The sequence below is a fragment of the Glycomyces tritici genome (assembly GCF_030403505.1).
The window spans coordinates 143,586-158,029 of record NZ_JAUEMJ010000013.1 but is presented as its reverse complement, the minus strand read 5'-3'; the positions used below and the strand labels follow the sequence as shown (position 1 = coordinate 158,029).

Annotated in this window: 10 protein-coding genes and 2 rRNA genes; 6 read left to right on the top strand and 6 right to left on the bottom strand. The window is 70.7% G+C overall.

Annotated elements, in window-relative coordinates; translation table 11 throughout:
• Both QWI33_RS27575 and rrf read left to right on the top strand, forming a co-directional pair.
• Positions 1-353 (top strand): 23S ribosomal RNA (locus QWI33_RS27575); the annotation flags it as partial.
• Positions 354-499: 146 nt separating this feature from the next.
• Positions 500-616: ribosomal RNA gene (gene rrf / locus QWI33_RS27570) — 5S ribosomal RNA — on the top strand.
• 124 nt (positions 617-740) lie between these two features.
• On the opposite strand, the gene QWI33_RS27565 is transcribed toward rrf, so the two are convergent.
• Entirely contained in the window at positions 741-1,877 is a 1,137-nt protein-coding gene (locus tag QWI33_RS27565; RefSeq protein WP_289959905.1) for a hypothetical protein, read from the bottom strand.
• A gap of 225 nt (positions 1,878-2,102) precedes the next feature.
• On the opposite strand from QWI33_RS27565, the gene QWI33_RS27560 reads away from it, so the two are divergent.
• The 4 genes from QWI33_RS27560 (at position 2,103) to QWI33_RS27545 (ending at position 7,608) form a co-directional block, all read left to right on the top strand.
• Entirely contained in the window at positions 2,103-3,284 is a 1,182-nt protein-coding gene (locus QWI33_RS27560; RefSeq protein WP_289959904.1) for a tetratricopeptide repeat protein, read from the top strand.
• 139 nt (positions 3,285-3,423) lie between these two features.
• Positions 3,424-4,968: a gamma-glutamyltransferase family protein gene (locus tag QWI33_RS27555; protein ID WP_289959903.1), complete on the top strand. Its 1,545-nt coding sequence runs from the start codon at positions 3,424-3,426 to the stop codon at positions 4,966-4,968.
• A gap of 468 nt (positions 4,969-5,436) precedes the next feature.
• Positions 5,437-6,564, top strand: coding sequence for a DNA glycosylase AlkZ-like family protein (locus tag QWI33_RS27550; protein ID WP_289959902.1), 1,128 nt, complete (start codon positions 5,437-5,439; stop codon positions 6,562-6,564).
• 123 nt (positions 6,565-6,687) lie between these two features.
• Positions 6,688-7,608, top strand: coding sequence for a DMT family transporter (locus QWI33_RS27545; RefSeq protein ID WP_289959901.1), 921 nt, complete (start codon positions 6,688-6,690; stop codon positions 7,606-7,608).
• Here QWI33_RS27545 and QWI33_RS27540 read toward each other — a convergent pair.
• The 5 genes from QWI33_RS27540 to QWI33_RS27520 form a co-directional block, all read right to left on the bottom strand.
• Positions 7,605-8,762 carry a S1 family peptidase gene (locus QWI33_RS27540; RefSeq protein WP_289959900.1) on the bottom strand — a complete coding sequence of 386 codons (1,158 nt, stop codon included), beginning with the start codon at positions 8,760-8,762 and terminating at the stop codon, positions 7,605-7,607. The genes QWI33_RS27545 and QWI33_RS27540 overlap by 4 nt on opposite strands.
• A gap of 285 nt (positions 8,763-9,047) precedes the next feature.
• Positions 9,048-9,872: an NmrA family NAD(P)-binding protein gene (locus tag QWI33_RS27535; RefSeq protein ID WP_289959899.1), complete on the bottom strand. Its 825-nt coding sequence runs from the start codon at positions 9,870-9,872 to the stop codon at positions 9,048-9,050.
• A 147-nt stretch (positions 9,873-10,019) separates the two neighbouring features.
• Positions 10,020-12,212 (bottom strand): MMPL family transporter, encoded by a 2,193-nt coding sequence (locus QWI33_RS27530; protein ID WP_289959898.1) that lies wholly within the window; start codon positions 12,210-12,212, stop codon positions 10,020-10,022.
• 189 nt (positions 12,213-12,401) lie between these two features.
• Positions 12,402-13,076 (bottom strand): response regulator, encoded by a 675-nt coding sequence (locus QWI33_RS27525; protein ID WP_289959897.1) that lies wholly within the window; start codon positions 13,074-13,076, stop codon positions 12,402-12,404.
• Positions 13,073-14,419 carry a sensor histidine kinase gene (locus tag QWI33_RS27520; protein WP_289959896.1) on the bottom strand — a complete coding sequence of 449 codons (1,347 nt, stop codon included), beginning with the start codon at positions 14,417-14,419 and terminating at the stop codon, positions 13,073-13,075. Before QWI33_RS27520 ends, QWI33_RS27525 begins: the two co-directional genes overlap by 4 nt.
• Between the last annotated feature and the right edge of the window lie 25 nt (positions 14,420-14,444).

Below are 14,444 nucleotides of genomic sequence, written 5' to 3'. Positions count from 1 at the left end.
GGGCTGTTCGCCCATTAAAGCGGCACGCGAGCTGGGTTTAGAACGTCGTGAGACAGTTCGGTCCCTATCCGCCGCGCGCGTAAGAGATTTGATGAAGGGCTGTCCCTAGTACGAGAGGACCGGGATGGACGAACCGCTGGTGTGCCAGTTGTCCCGCCAGGGGCATGGCTGGTTGGCTACGTTCGGGAGCGATAACCGCTGAAAGCATCTAAGCGGGAAGCGTGCTTCGAGATGAGATCTCTGTCAGGTTAATCCTGGTGAGGCGCCCTGTAGATGACGGGGTTGATAGGCTCGACATGGAAGCGTCGCAAGGCGTGGAGTGGACGGGTACTAACCGCCGAGAACTTAACATATCTTCGGTCTTGATAGAAACGTTCGAGACATTCACGCACACTATGCGATTCTGAGACAACACTTGTTGGCTCGATCGCCGGCCATGAAACCCTGTTACGGGGTGGATGGTCAGCTTGATCGCTGAACAAGTGCCCTCAAGGGTTTGTTTGGTGGTGAGAGCGGAAGTGACACACCCGGTCCCATTCCGAACCCGGTCGTTACGGCTTCCAGCGCCGATGGTACTGCACTCGAGAGGGTGTGGGAGAGCAGGACACCGCCAAACATCTACTTATAAAAGCGCCTCACCGCATCGCGGTGGGGCGCTTTTTTGTGCCTTGAACTTGAAGGGCGAACGCGAATACGGCAATGGCCGCAACCTATTGGTTGCGGCCATTCCTGTTGTGCGTCTAGACGTACGGGCCCTCGAGGTGTTCGCCGGCGTGCTGGCGGTACCAGAGGCCCCGGTAGCAGCGCCACGGTTGCGGGCGGAGCTGGGTCGGGGCGAAGATCTGCTCGAGGAGGCGCCGGGCCTCGAGGAAGAAGTCGAGGCGTTCGTCGGGCGCGGCCACGTGCTGCGAGTCGTCCACGGGTGATTCGGCCGGGAGGATCGTGAGCGAGGGCCACATGGTGGTCTGCTCGGCGAGCGGCAGGAGCCAGGCGCGCATCTCGTCGAGCGGTTCGCTGCCGACGGTGTACGTGAAGGAGGTCCGGTGCCCGGCTTCGCGGGCCGCGGCGAGGATCTCAGAGAGGCGTTCCGACTGGCGGCTCGTGACCGGGACCAGGGGGTCCGCGGCTGCGGCGTCCTCAGGGACCGAGGGTTCGGCTTCCGATGCGGGACTGTCGTCCTGGAAGCTCTCGGTGGTCAGGAAGAGCAGGACGGGGCCCACTTTCGCGGCCAGTTCCGTGAAGGCGCTCTCGCTGCGCAGCGCCGGGGTGAGGACGCCGAGCGTCGTCGTCTCCGGGAGCCCCTCGGCGGTCATCGCTTCGCGAACCGCGATGAGGTGCTCGACGACGAGTGCTTCGTCGTGGAAGCCGCCGGCGGAGAGCGTGACCTCGTCGAAGAGGTGCGGCTCGCCGTCGTCGGCCAGGTCGGAGGCCAGGGCCTGCAACAGGTCCCGGTAGCACTTCACGAGTTCGGGCGTGTCCGCGGCGGCCTGCAGGAGCAGGGTCGCGGCGGTGCCGTCCGCGCGCAGGTAGCCGCGGACCTCTTCGCCGGGTTCGGCTTCGATGATCTCGGCGACCGGAGTGCCGTCGACGCAGAGCTCGCTCAGCCCGTGCTGCGGCGAGGAGGGGTCGACGTGGGCGCGGAGGCTGAACGGCGAAGTCGCGCGGTCAGCGGGCAGGACCAGCATGAACTCTTCGTCTTCGGAGTTCAGGCGCAGTCGCATGCCTTCAGAGTTGTTGCCGCGCAACCCGTACAGGTTCAACGCGATGAGCAGGAGTTCGCTCCACTCGAGGTCGTGCCGGACCGCCAGGCGCCGCCAGCGGTGCACCGTCGACGAGATCGGCCCGGCTGAGTCAGCAGGCTGTGTCGGCTCTTCCATGACCAGTTCCGATCTTTCCTCTCGTCCCCACCGCAGTCACTCCACGGTACAAGAGACTTGGCCGTACAAGTGGACGCGGTCCACCTCTATGCTAAGGGCGTCGAGAGACAAAAGCACCTGTCGTGAGCACCGGCACGCGGTTGGAGTCCGGCGCAGGCCCGGGGGTTCCGCCGTCGATGCGTCTCCCGCCCTGGTCACAGTGCCCCGAGCGATCTGGAGTCGGGAATGAGCGATGCCGCCGAACCGAACGCGATCCCGTCACCGCGTGCCCGCGGGCGAGTGCTCCAGGCGGTGAACAAGACCTGGCCCGGGTTCATCTCCGGTGCCGTGGAGGGCCGGGCCCGGGAACTGATCGACCGCGATGAGTACGGGGAGGCCGCCGAGGTCCTGGAGCAGGGCATCGGGAAGTACGGGCCCGGCTCGGTCTCGCAGCTGCTCCTGGCGTGGTGCCTGCATCTGGGCGACCGGCAGGAGGACGCGCTCGGGTGGGCGGTGCGGGCGGTTGAGGAGGAGCCTTCGAACGCGGACGCGCACTGGCTGCATGCGAACATCCTGTTCGAGCTGGGCCGGGTCGACGAGGGCACGGCGTCGATGTGGCGGGCGGTCGAGCTGACGCCGGACAACGGCCGGTACTACATGCAGCTGGCCTGGCACCAGTACGGGGACCAGGAGTTCGCGAAGACGCGGGAGCTGGTGGAGCAGGCGCTGGAGCGCTCGCCCGACGACGTGTGGGTGCAGCACACCGCGGGGCGGATCTACGAGCACCATCTGCGGCTCAAGCGGGCCCATGCGCATTTCGCGCGGGCGCTGGAGCTCGATCCGGACGACGTATCGGTGCGGGACGACCTGGCCGTGATACTGCAGACCCGCGGACGGTTGAGCGCCGGGCTGCGGACCGCTTGGGAGAACCTGCGGGCGGCCGAGGCGCGGGCGCAGGCGCCGGTGCCCGAGGGCGAGGCTGTCGACGTGCCGGGGATCGACGTCGAGGAGCGCCTGTACGAGACGGCGCTGCGGCACTGGTCATGGCGCTGGTATGAGCGGGTGCTGCGGGGGGCGTTGCTGCTCAACGTCATCGACTGGATCTTCCCGACGCCGTGGGTCGAGGCGGGTGCGGTCGCGGGCGTGCTGGTGCTGCTCTACTGGGTCTCTTGGTTTTGGTCGTTGCGGGCGCTGCCTGCGGCGTGCCGCCGCGACCTGGTGGGGAAGGGCCGGCGCGGGCAGTTCGCGGGGGCGCTGGCGCGGACCCTGCTGGTGCTCGGGGTGATGGGTCTGGTGCTGTGGGGCGAGCTGAGTGCGTTGCAGCACTTGGGGATGCTTGCTTTGATCATCGGCGGGTACCTGGAGTGGTACTGGCGAGCGGCGCAGATCTCGGGGCGGCGACCGTTCGGGGCCGACCGGGAGGTCTGACCGCTCCCAGTGAGTTTCTACTTGCCGACCGGCAAGGTAGGCTTCGGGGCGTTGCAAGCGCGCGGACCTGCGGTTCGACGCGCGTCGTTCCCCCGGACGGGCCGCTGCGCGGCCCGTCGGATGCGCAAAAGGAGGACCCGTGGTCGATCAGGGTGTGGTGTGTTCGGTCGATCCGCTCGTCAGCGGAATCGGACGCGAGGTGCTCGAGAGCGGCGGCAACGCCGCCGATGCCGCGATCGCGGCGGGCGCGGCCCTGACCGTGGTGGCCCCGCACCTGTGCGGGCTCGGCGGCGACCTGTTCGCACTGGTCCATGTGCCGGGCCAGCCGGCGCCCACGTCATTGAACGCCTCGGGGCGGGCCGGTTCCGGCGCCGACCCGGAAGGGCTGCGCGCCGAGGGGCACGCGGCGATGCCGTTCCGGAACGACCTGCGGTCGGCGACCGTGCCCGGCTGCGTGGACGGCTGGTTCGCACTGCACGAGCGGCACGGGTCGCTGCCGATGCCGCAGCTGCTGGCGCCGGCGATCGCGCTGGCATCGGGCGGTTGGCCTGCGACGGCGATGCTCGCCAAGGCGGGCGCGAACCTCGCGGGTGTCGCGGGCGCCGAGGACCTGGTCGGCCTGGAGGCGGGGGCGACGGCGCGGCGCGAGCGGACCGCTGCGGCGCTGCGCGCGGTCGCCGAGGGCGGCCGGGACGGGTTCTACCTGGGCGACTTCGGGCAGGGGCTCATCGAGCTCGGGGAAGGGCTGTTCAGCGAGGACGATCTTGCTGCGTCCCAAGCGAACTGGGAGGAGCCGCTGAGCGTCGAGGCGTTCGGGCACCGGGTGTGGTCGGCGGGGCCGAACTCGCAGGGGTACCTACTGCTGCTCGCGCTGGCGATCGCGGACCGGCTGGAACTGCCGGGGGACGCGGGCGACCCGTTGTGGGCGCATTACCTGGTGGAAGCCTCGCGGCAGGCGGGGTACGACCGGCCGGAGCGGTTGTTCGAGGGCGCCGACGTCTCGGATCTGCTGGCGGCTGCGGGGGAGCGGGCGGCGCGCATCAGTGCGGACCGGAAGGCCGAGGTGCCGGTGCGGCAGGGGGCCGGCGGGACTACGTACATGGCGGTGCTCGACGGGAACGGGATGGGCGTCTCGTACATCCAGTCGAACGCGGCCGGGTTCGGTACGTGGCTGTTCGAGCCGCGGACGGGGATCGGGCTGCAGAACCGGGGGACCGGGTTCAGCCTGGAGCCGGGGCACCCGGCCGAGCTCCGGCCGGGGAAGCGGCCGCCGCACACGCTGGTGCCGGCGCTGGTGACGCGGGCCGACGGGTCGCTGCGGCTGGTGGCGGGGTCGATGGGCGGCGATTCGCAGCCGCAGATCGTGGCGCAGCTGATCGCGCGGGTGCTGCACGGCGGCGAGTCGGTCGAGTCGGCGGTGGGTGCGGCGCGGTGGCGGCTGCACCCGGGCGAGACCGGGTTCGGGACGTGGACCGGCGAGCACGAGATCGACGTCGACCTGGAGGCCGGCCGGCCCGAGGCTTGGTCCCAGGGGCTGGGCGAGCGCGGTTTCGTGGTGCGGGACGCGGAGGCCGGGAGCGGCTTCGGGCACGCGCACCTGATCGAGGTCGACGAGGACGGCCGGGCCGAAGGCGCGGCGGACCCGCGCGCGGAGACGGGGACGGTGGCGGTCGCGCCGAACTAGGGCGGGGTGGCGATTCGGGGGCTGGTGCGTCGCCTTGTGAACGGGGCTGGGGCGGTGGCTGTTTCGGTCCCGGCGGGGCTTGGGCCGGGGCCGGCATAGGGCAGGCCCATTCCCACCCGCATCCGCCTCCGACCAACCGAAAAAGACCACACTCCCACATGGGTGCGACACCTGGGCGTTGGTGCAGATCACGGGCATACTCCAGGTGCTGGGTGCTGGGTGCTGGGTGCTGGGTGCTGGGTGCTGGGTGCTGGGTGCTGGGTGCTGGGTGCTGGGTGCTGGGTGCTGGGTGCTGGGTGCTGGGTGCTGGGTGCTGGGTGCTGGGTGCTGGGTGCTGGGTGCTGGGTGCTGGGTGCTGGGTGCTCGGCGGGACGGGGCTTGGCGGGACGGGGCTCGGGTTTTCGGAATTGTCGGTGGGCGGTTGTACGGTCTGGGATGACCGCTGTCGTTGTTGGAAGGACCGGACCTGTGCCTGAGTCGTTGCGGCTTGCCGATGCCCGTCGGATCGCGATCGCCGCGCAGTTGCGGCCCAAGGCGACCCGCTTCAAGACGGTGCTGGAGCGGCTCGGGTGCATCCAGCTCGACACGATCTCCGCGGTGCGCCGCGCGCACGAGCTCACGCTCCTGGCCCGGAACCTCGACGTGGACGAGGCCGTGCGCAGCCTCGAGCGGCGCCGCAGTCCCGTCGCGTTCGAGTACTGGGCGCACGCCATGTCGCTGCTGCCCGTCTCCGCCTGGCCCTACCTCGCCCGCCGCCGCCGGAACTGGCGCGAGCGCTACCAGGACGACTCGCTGGCCGTCGCCGAAGCCGAAGTGCTGGCGCTCCTGCGCGACCGCGGCGCGATCACCGTCTCCGACTTCCCCTCCGGCGCGATGCACCGCGGCCAAGGGGTCAGCAACATGGGCGACAGCTGGAACTTCCGCACCGACCACAAGCACGCCGTCGAGCGGCTGCTCTGGTTCGGCGAGGTCGCCTGCACGCACCGGATCGGCTTCAAGCGCGTCTACCAGCTCGCTGAGCGCGCCATCCCCGCCGAGCACCTGTGGGACGCCGACGACGAGGCGTGCCTGCGCTACATGGTGTCCACGGCCCTGCGCAACCTCGGCGTGGGCACGAGCAAGGACATCGCCGACTACTTCCGCCTCAAGATCGCCGACACCGAGCGGGTGCTCAACGACCTGGAGGTCGAGCAGGTCGCCGTCGAAGGCTGGAGAGGCCGCACCTGGATCGACCCGCAGGTGCGCCGCACGCGCCTGCCCGGCGCGGAGCGGGCGGTCGCGGTGTCGATGTTCGACCAGCTGGTGTGGCTGCGCGAGCGCATGGAGCGCCTGTGGGGACACGGCTGGAAGATCGAGATCTACGTGCCCGAGCCGCAGCGGACCTTCGGCTACTACTGCCTGCCGATCTTCGCCGGCGACGACCTGCCGGGCCGGGTCGCGCTGCGCCGCAGCAACGGCGAGCTCATGGTGGAGGCCGTGCAGTGGGACGACGCCCGCGCCGACCGGGAGCACCTGCACGCCGCCGTCGACCGGGTCGCGTCGTGGGTGAACGCCGAGGTCCGGTGGAAGGCCGAGGTGCAGCCCCTCGCCCTCTGACCGCGGCCCGAAACGATCCCGGCCCGACACGACCCCGGAGCGCAGCCCTTCGTGCGCTGACCAAGGCCCGAAACGATCCCCGTTCGCTGCCTGACCTGCACAATCGGGCCTATCGTGGGAGCCATGCAGCCCATTCGCGACCGGGCCGCGCTCGCGGCCTTCGCCGGTGCGACCCTCCTCGCCGGCGGGAACGCCGTGGGCATCAGATTCAGCAACCGGGAACTCGACCCCCTGTGGGGCGCGTTCCTGCGGTTCGGTGCCGCCGCGCTCCTGCTGCTCGCGATCATGGCCGTGATGCGGCTGCGGTTCCCGCGCGGGAAGGCCCTCGCCGGGACGGTCCTGTTCGGGGTCCTCAACTTCGGGGTGTCGTTCTCCCTCGCCTACTACGCCCTCGTCTACATCCACGCGGGCCTCGGCCAGACCCTGCTGGCACTCGCGCCGCTCGCCGCGCTGCTCCTGGCGGTCGCCCAGGGCCAGGAGCGGTTCCGCGGGGCCGCGCTGGTCGGGACGCTCGTCGCCGCCGCAGGAGTCGCGGTCGTGTCGCAGGCGCCGCTGCGCGCGGACGTGCCCGTACCGGTCCTGCTCGCGGCGTTGGGCGCGGTGCTGGCGTTCGCAGAGTCGGCCGTCCTGGTGAAGCGCCTGCCGAAGGTCCACCCGGTGACGATGAACGCCGTGGGCATGGCGGCCGCGGCGGTGCTGCTGTTCGCCGGGTCGTTCGCAGCCGGGGACCGGTGGGTGCTGCCGGAGCTCACCGCCACGCGGTGGGCGCTGGCGTACGTGGTGGTGGCGGGTTCGGTGCTGACGTTCGTGCTGTACCTGATGGTGATCCAGCGGTGGGGCGCGTCGCGCGCGGCGTACGTGTTCGTGGTGATCCCGCTGGTCGCGATCGGTGTCTCGGCGTGGCTGGACGACGAGCCGCTGACGGTCTCGCTCCTGGTCGGGGCGCCGCTCATCATCGCCGGCGTCTATGTGGGCGCACTGCGCGGGGGCGACGAACAGGGGGCCTCCCTTCCGGAAGGCCCCCGAGGTGATCGCGGAGTCTAGCTGGTGACGAGGGTCAGGCCCCAGGCGCTGAGGGCCGGGCCGATGGGCTGGAAGTAGGTCGTGCCGCCGGTGCGGCAGTTGCCCGAGCCGCCGGAGGTCATGCCCTGCGCGCTGTTGCCGGAGATGAACGAGCCGCCGGAGTCGCCGGGCTCGGCGCACACGTTGGTGCGGGTCATGCCGTAGACGGCGCCTTCGGCGTAGTTCACGGTCTGGTTGAAGGCCTGGACGGTCCCGCAGTGCCAGCCGGTGGTCGAACCGGAGCGGCAGATGGAGGCGCCGACGGCGGCGGTGGTCGCGTTGGCGACGTCACGGGTGCCGGAGTACATGTTCACGTCGTCGTACAGGGCCTCGCCGGAGCCGACGGCGACCCAGGCGCGGTCGGCGGACGGGAACACCGAGTTGCGGAAGGTGCCGGGAGCGGCCTCGCCGCCGGTGACCGAGTCGCCCGCTGCGCCGCAGTGGCCGGCGGTGACGAACCCGGGGGTCGAGCCCTGGCGGACCGCGAAGCCCACGGAGCAGCGCCACGAGTTCTCGATGTTGTAGGCGTCGCCGCCGCGCACGAAGTACGTCTGGGGCGCTTCGGCACCGGCGTCGACGGTGGCGAGCGCCGGGTCGATGCCGGCGGCCTCGATCGCGTCCGCGGCGGTGGCCGCGTCGGCGGCCTCGACGACCAGGGTGTTGGCGACGACGTCGACGTAGTTGCCGTAGTAGCCGTCGATGTCGATGGCGGCGAGGGCGCTCGCGGCGTCCTCGAGGGTGGCGAGGTCGTGTTCGACGAGGACCGGGGTGGCGCCTTCGGCGCGCAGTCCGGTGGTCTCGGCGGCGTCGGTGGTGGCGACGAAGATCTGGTCGGCGTCCTCCGAGACCCACAGGCCTGCATAGGACTCGTCCAGGTCGGCGGGGACCTCGCCGAGGAGGTCGGCGGCGACGTCCTCGACCGCGAGGCGGTCGTAGGCCTCGGCTTCGGTGAGCCCGAAGGCGTCCTGGAGGCCGTCGATCACGCCTTGGGAGACGTTGCCGGTGAGGTCGGCGCGGGCCTCTTCGGCCTTGGCGTCGAGGATTTCGGCCGAGGCGGGTGCGGCCCCGGCGGCCAGGGTGAGAGCGGTGGCGATGGCACCGGCAGCGGTGACTGCAAGCGCGCGTTGGCGGTTCATGTGATGCATGCCTTTCGGGTGGGGGGCATCGGCGGTCGACGGGGAGGCGACCGCCATGGCCGGCCGGCGACGTCCGCTGGTTGCGGACGCGGCCGAGATGATGGTGAGCCGTGCCATACAAGGAGACTAGGGCCAAACGGGAAAAAGTGAAAGATGCGAGTAATTCAGTGAATATCAACCTAAGTGGTGTGTTGTTTCGGGAATGTCAAATACACTGTGAATTCCCAGAATTACCGACGAAAAGGGGCGCATCCGCGATCGGATGCGCCCCTTCGGTTGTCGCGTCTAGCGGAACGCGTCGGCGTTCGCACCCGCCCACTCGACGAACGTCCGCGCCGGGCGACCGGTCACCCGCTCGACGGTGTCCGCCACGGTCTTGCCCTCCTCGGGCGTGTTGCCCAGCGCCTCGGTGAGGAACGCGATGACGCCCTCGGGCATGCCCTCGCCGCGCCACTTCGCGTGCGCCTCGTCCACGGTGAGCTCCACGAACTCGATCTCGCGGCCGACCGCCTCGCCGAGCACCCGCACCTTCTCCTGCATCGTCAGCACCTCGGGGCCGGTGATGACCAGCGACTGCTCGTCGTACCCGCCGTCGAGCAGCACCGTCGCCGCGACCGAGCCGATGTCGGCCGGGTGGACCATCGCGCTGAGGCGGTCCCCGAAGGGCTCGCGGATCGCCTCGCCGGCCTTGATCACCGCGGACCACCACATGGCCGCATTCGACATGAACTCGACGGGGTGCAGGTAGGTCGTCTCGATCGCGCTGGCGGCGAGGGCCTGTTCGAGCGGGCCGGTCGCGACGCCGCCGAGGACGGTGGCGCGGCGGACGCCGGCGCTCTCGGCGAGGGCGACGAGCCCGGCGGGGTCGGGCAGTGCGCCGTAGCCTTCGCCGGCGAAGTTGATGAAGTGGACGGCGTCGACGTCTTTGAAGGCGTCGGTGAGCGTCTCGGGCGAGGCGAGGTCGCCGACGGCGACTTCGACGCCTGCGGGGAGGACCGCGTCGGGGTTGCGGGTGAGGGCGCGGAGCTGGACGGTGGCGTCCAGGGCGGTGAGCTGCTCGATGACGTTGCGGCCGACGGTGCCGGTGGCGCCGGTGACGAGGATGCGCATGGGGTTCTCCTTCTTCGAAACTCCGGAACGGAATGTCATGTTCCAATAGTAGCAGAGCGGAACGATCTATTCCAGTAAGGGGTGGAGTTTTTCTGTTTCCCCAGCTCAACGAGGCTGAGGGGCGGCCGCCGCCGCCCCTCAGAGCCGCTACGGAGCGGCGACCGGCGTCGTCGGGCGCCATCGTGCGGGCCACCAGCCCGCGCGGTCGATCATCGCCATGAGCGCGGGCAGGAGCATGACCCGCACGATCACGGCGTCCAGCAGGACGCCCAGGGCGAGGGCGAACCCGAGCTGCTTCATCTCGATGCGGTCGATGAAGGCGAAGGCCACGAACACCGACATCATGATCACGGCCGCGCTGGTGACGACGCTCGCCGAGGACCGGATGCCCTGGCTGATCGCCTCTCGCGGGGCCGCGCCGCCGAGCGCGGCCTCCTTGATGCGGCTCATGACGAACAGCTGGTAGTCCAGTGAGAGTCCGAAGAGGATGGTGAATACCAGGAGCGGGGTGCGCGAGCCGATGAACCCGGCGGAGTCGAAGTTGAGGAGCCCTTCGGCCCAGGTGTGCTGGAAGACCAGGACGAGCGCGCCCCAGGCGGCGAGGGTCGACAGGAGGTTGAGCACCATGCTCAGGAGCGCGAACGCCAGTGACCGGAAGGCGATGAGCATCGTGATGAAGGTGGCGGTGAGGACGAACCCGACGACGAGCGCCAGCCGCGAGGACTGGTGGTCGGCGTAGTCGTTCGCGTAGGCGGGCTCGCCGGAGACGGCGTACTCGACGCCGGGGATCTGGCCGATGGTGGCCGGCACGAGGTCCTCGCGGAGCAGCGCGAGGGACTCGGCGGCGCGGGGGTCGCTGGTGGCGTAGGGGATCGGCAGGTCGAGGCGGATCGCGGTGCCGTCGTCGGCGACGCGGAGGCGGGGCGCGTCGGTGGGGGCGAAGAGGGCGTCGCCGCGGGTGCGCTGCTCGAGGTCGGCGGCGGCCGCGGCGAGCGCGTCGGCTTCGGCGGGATCGACCTCGGCGACGATGGAGTGGGCGAGTCCGGCGGCCGGGAACTCGGCGACGAGCGCGTCGTAGGCCGCGATCGAGTCGAGCGACTTGGGGAAGGACTCCCGGCCTTCGACGCTTGTCGTCATGGCCAGTGCCGGGAGCGCGAGGCCGCCGATGACGACCAGGCCGATGACGGCGGTGGCGACGGGGTGGCGCAGGGACGGGCGCAGCAGTGCCGACCAGGCGCGGCCTTCACCGCGGCCCGCGGTCGCCTTGCGGCGCAGGAGCTTTCCGCCGTCGATGCGCCGGCCGGTCTTGGCCAGCAGCGCGGGCAGGACGGTGAGCGAGCTGATCATGGCGATGGCGACGACGATGATGCAGGCCGTGGCGATCGAGGAGAAGATGACGTCGTCGACCAGGTAGAGGCCGGCGAGGGAGACGATCACGGCGATGCCGGAGGTCACGATGGTGCGCCCGGCGGTCTCTGCGGCCAGTTCGACGGCGCGGGCGAGGTCGGCCGTGCCGCCCGATCGCTGACGTTCCTCGCGGACGCGTTTGAGGTAGAACAGCGAGTAGTCGACGCCGACGGCCATGCCGATCATGGCGAGGACGCTGGTCACCGCGCCGCCCGCGTCCGGGAAGAAGTGGGAGCTCAACGCGTACACGCCGAGTGCGGCGACGATCGAGGAGATCGCCAGCAGCAGCGGCACGCCCGCCAGCAGGAGCGACCCGAACACGATGAACAGGATGAGCAGCGTGATCGGCAGCGTGAACCGCTCGACCTGGCCGAGCTGGGTGCCGAGCTGGTCGTTGAGCTCGTTGGACATCGACTTGCCGCCGGTCTGCGCGAAGTCCAGGCCGGGGTGCGCCTCCTGCACGGCCGCAGTGGTCTCCAGCAGCGGGTCGACGTGGTCGGCGGCTTCGTGCGCGGGCATGGACATGGTGACGGCGAGCATGAGGGCGTCGCCGCTGTCGGCGGTGACCGGCTCGGTGACCTCGGCGACCTCGGCGAGGGCGCCCATGCGGGTGCGCAGGTCGGCGGCGGCCGCCGCGGCGGCCTCGGGGTCGAACGCGCCGTCGGGGGAGGAGATGAGGATCTGCTCGACGGCGGGCGCGTCGAGGCCGTGCTCCAGGGCGATGGTCTCGGCGTCGCCGGCCTCGCCGATCCAGTAGTCGGAGAACGCGACCTGGTTGGTGCCTGCGGCGGTGCCCGCGCCGAAGCACACGGCGACGAACACCGTCCAGGCGAGGATCGCCTTCCACGGGTTGGCGGCGCTCCACGAGGCGATGCGGACGGTGGGCGACCGCTTCGTCGAGCCGGTCGGCGGGGGTGCGGTTCGGGTGCTCATGGATGGCCGATCTCTGGATGCCCGCTTCCGGGCAGGGCGGATCGCCATGCGGGCCTGGGCGCCGCATGCCGCGGGAACTGGGATGGCGGGCCCGCCGAGCGGCGGGCCCGCCATCGACGCTAGTCCGATCGATGCTCCGGGGCACTGCAGCAGGCCCCACCATTGCCGGTGAGGCCCACTGGAGCAGCGCTAATGCTCCCGGGGATCGCCCGCGGTGATCAGGCCGGTCTCGTAGGCGCAGACGACCGCCTGGGCGCGGTCGCGCAGCCCCAGCTTGCTGAAGACCTTGCCCACATGGGTCTTCACCGTCTGCTCGGACACGAACAGGGCCCCGGCGATCTCCGGATTCGACAGGCCGCGCGCGATCAACCGCAGCACCTCCTCCTCGCGGGGCGTGAGCGCGTCCAGCCGCGCCGACCGCCTGAGCGCCGGCTTCGCCTTGAAGCTCTGCTCGATGAGCCGCCGCGTCACGGACGGCGCGAGCAGCGCATCGCCCGCCGCGACGATCCGCACGGCCGCGATGAGGTCGCCGGGCGGCGCGTCCTTCAGCAGGAACCCGCTGGCGCCCATGCGAAGCGCCTCGTACACGTAGTCGTCGAGGTCGAACGTGGTGAGCATGAGCACGCGCGGGCGCCGCTCCTCAGGGAAGGAGAGGATCCGCTTCGCCGCCTCCAAACCGTCCATAGTGGGCATGCGGACGTCCATGAGGACCACGCCCGGACGCAGCCGCGTCGTCTCCGTCACCGCCCCCACACCGTCCTCGGCGTCCCCCACCACCTCGATGTCCTCCTGCGCGTTCAACAGCGCCGCGAACCCCGCACGGACCATCGCCTGATCGTCGGCGATCAGCACCTTGATCGTCACAGGGACTCCTCAACACTCGAACGGTCCTCGACCGGCAGCACCGCACGCACCCGGAACCCGCCCTCATCGGTCGGCCCGGTCTCCAGCGTGCCACCCTCCAGCGACACGCGCTCGCGCATCCCCACCAGACCCAGCCCCTGCGAATCCGGCTCCACCCCGCCCGCGGACTGCTCCCGGCCCGCCGCCCGCACCGGCGCCGGACCGTTCACCACCGCCACCGCGACCCACCCGTCGGCGACCGCGACCTCCACCTCCGTCACCGCACCCGGCGCGTGCCGCACCACATTGCTCAACGCCTCCTGCACCACCCGGAACACCGTGAGCGCCACCGTCTCCGGCAGCCCCTCCGGCAACTCCCCGACACGCAGGGACACCGGCGTCCCCGCCCGGTCCACCGCCTCCGCCAGACCCCGCAGCGCCTCCGGACCCGGCTGCGGCGCCCGCGCCCCCGCCTCGTCCTCACTGCGCAGCACCCCCAGCAGCCGCCGCATCTCCGCCAGCGACTCCCGCGCCTGACCGCTGATCGACCGGAACTCCGCCTTCGCCTCCTCACTGAGGTCCGCGAGCCGGTACTCCGCCGTCGACGACTGCACCGTGATCACCGACATGTGGTGCGCCACGATGTCATGCAGCTCCCGCGCGATCCGCGTCCGCTCCTCCAGCAACCGCCGCTGATGCCGCTCGGCCTCCGCGACCTGCTCCTCCTCGGCCACCCGCGCCCGGCCCTGCCGCGAGATCCGCACCGTCAACCCGATCAGGAACGACACCGCCCCGAACAGCGAACCCAGGAGCAGGCTGTCCGTGGCCGGCGTCGGCGTCGGATTCCACACCGGATCGGACACGATCGTCACCAACCGCGAGTTCGACATCCAGATCGCGCCCGCACCCACCAGGAAGTACGAGACCCACGCCCCCACCCCGTACCACGGGTGCCGGTCGCGCGCCAGCGCGAACAGGACCACCATGAGCGCGAACAGGTTCGGCGACGTCAACGGCCACGGGAGCCAGCCGATGAAGTCCGCGCCGAACAGCGTCGCCAGTAGCGACGCCATGACCAGCAGCCAGGCCTCGACGGGCCGGAAGCGGGCGAGGACGACCGCCGCGGCCGTCGCGAACGCCGGCAGCGCGCCCCACGCGATCATGTAGTCCTCGCGGAACATCGCGTACTGGCCGAAGAGCAGGACGAGGGCGAACGGGACCGACCCGGGGCCGACGAGCGCCAGCGTCGTCGGGAACCGCCAGCGCCACGTCCCCGAACCGACCGGCCCGGCGGCGATGAGATAGCCGACCACGACGCGGATGGCGCTGAACGGGGCCGGCTCGGACTTCGATCGGAACTTCACGCCACCAACCTATGCCGCCCGCGGC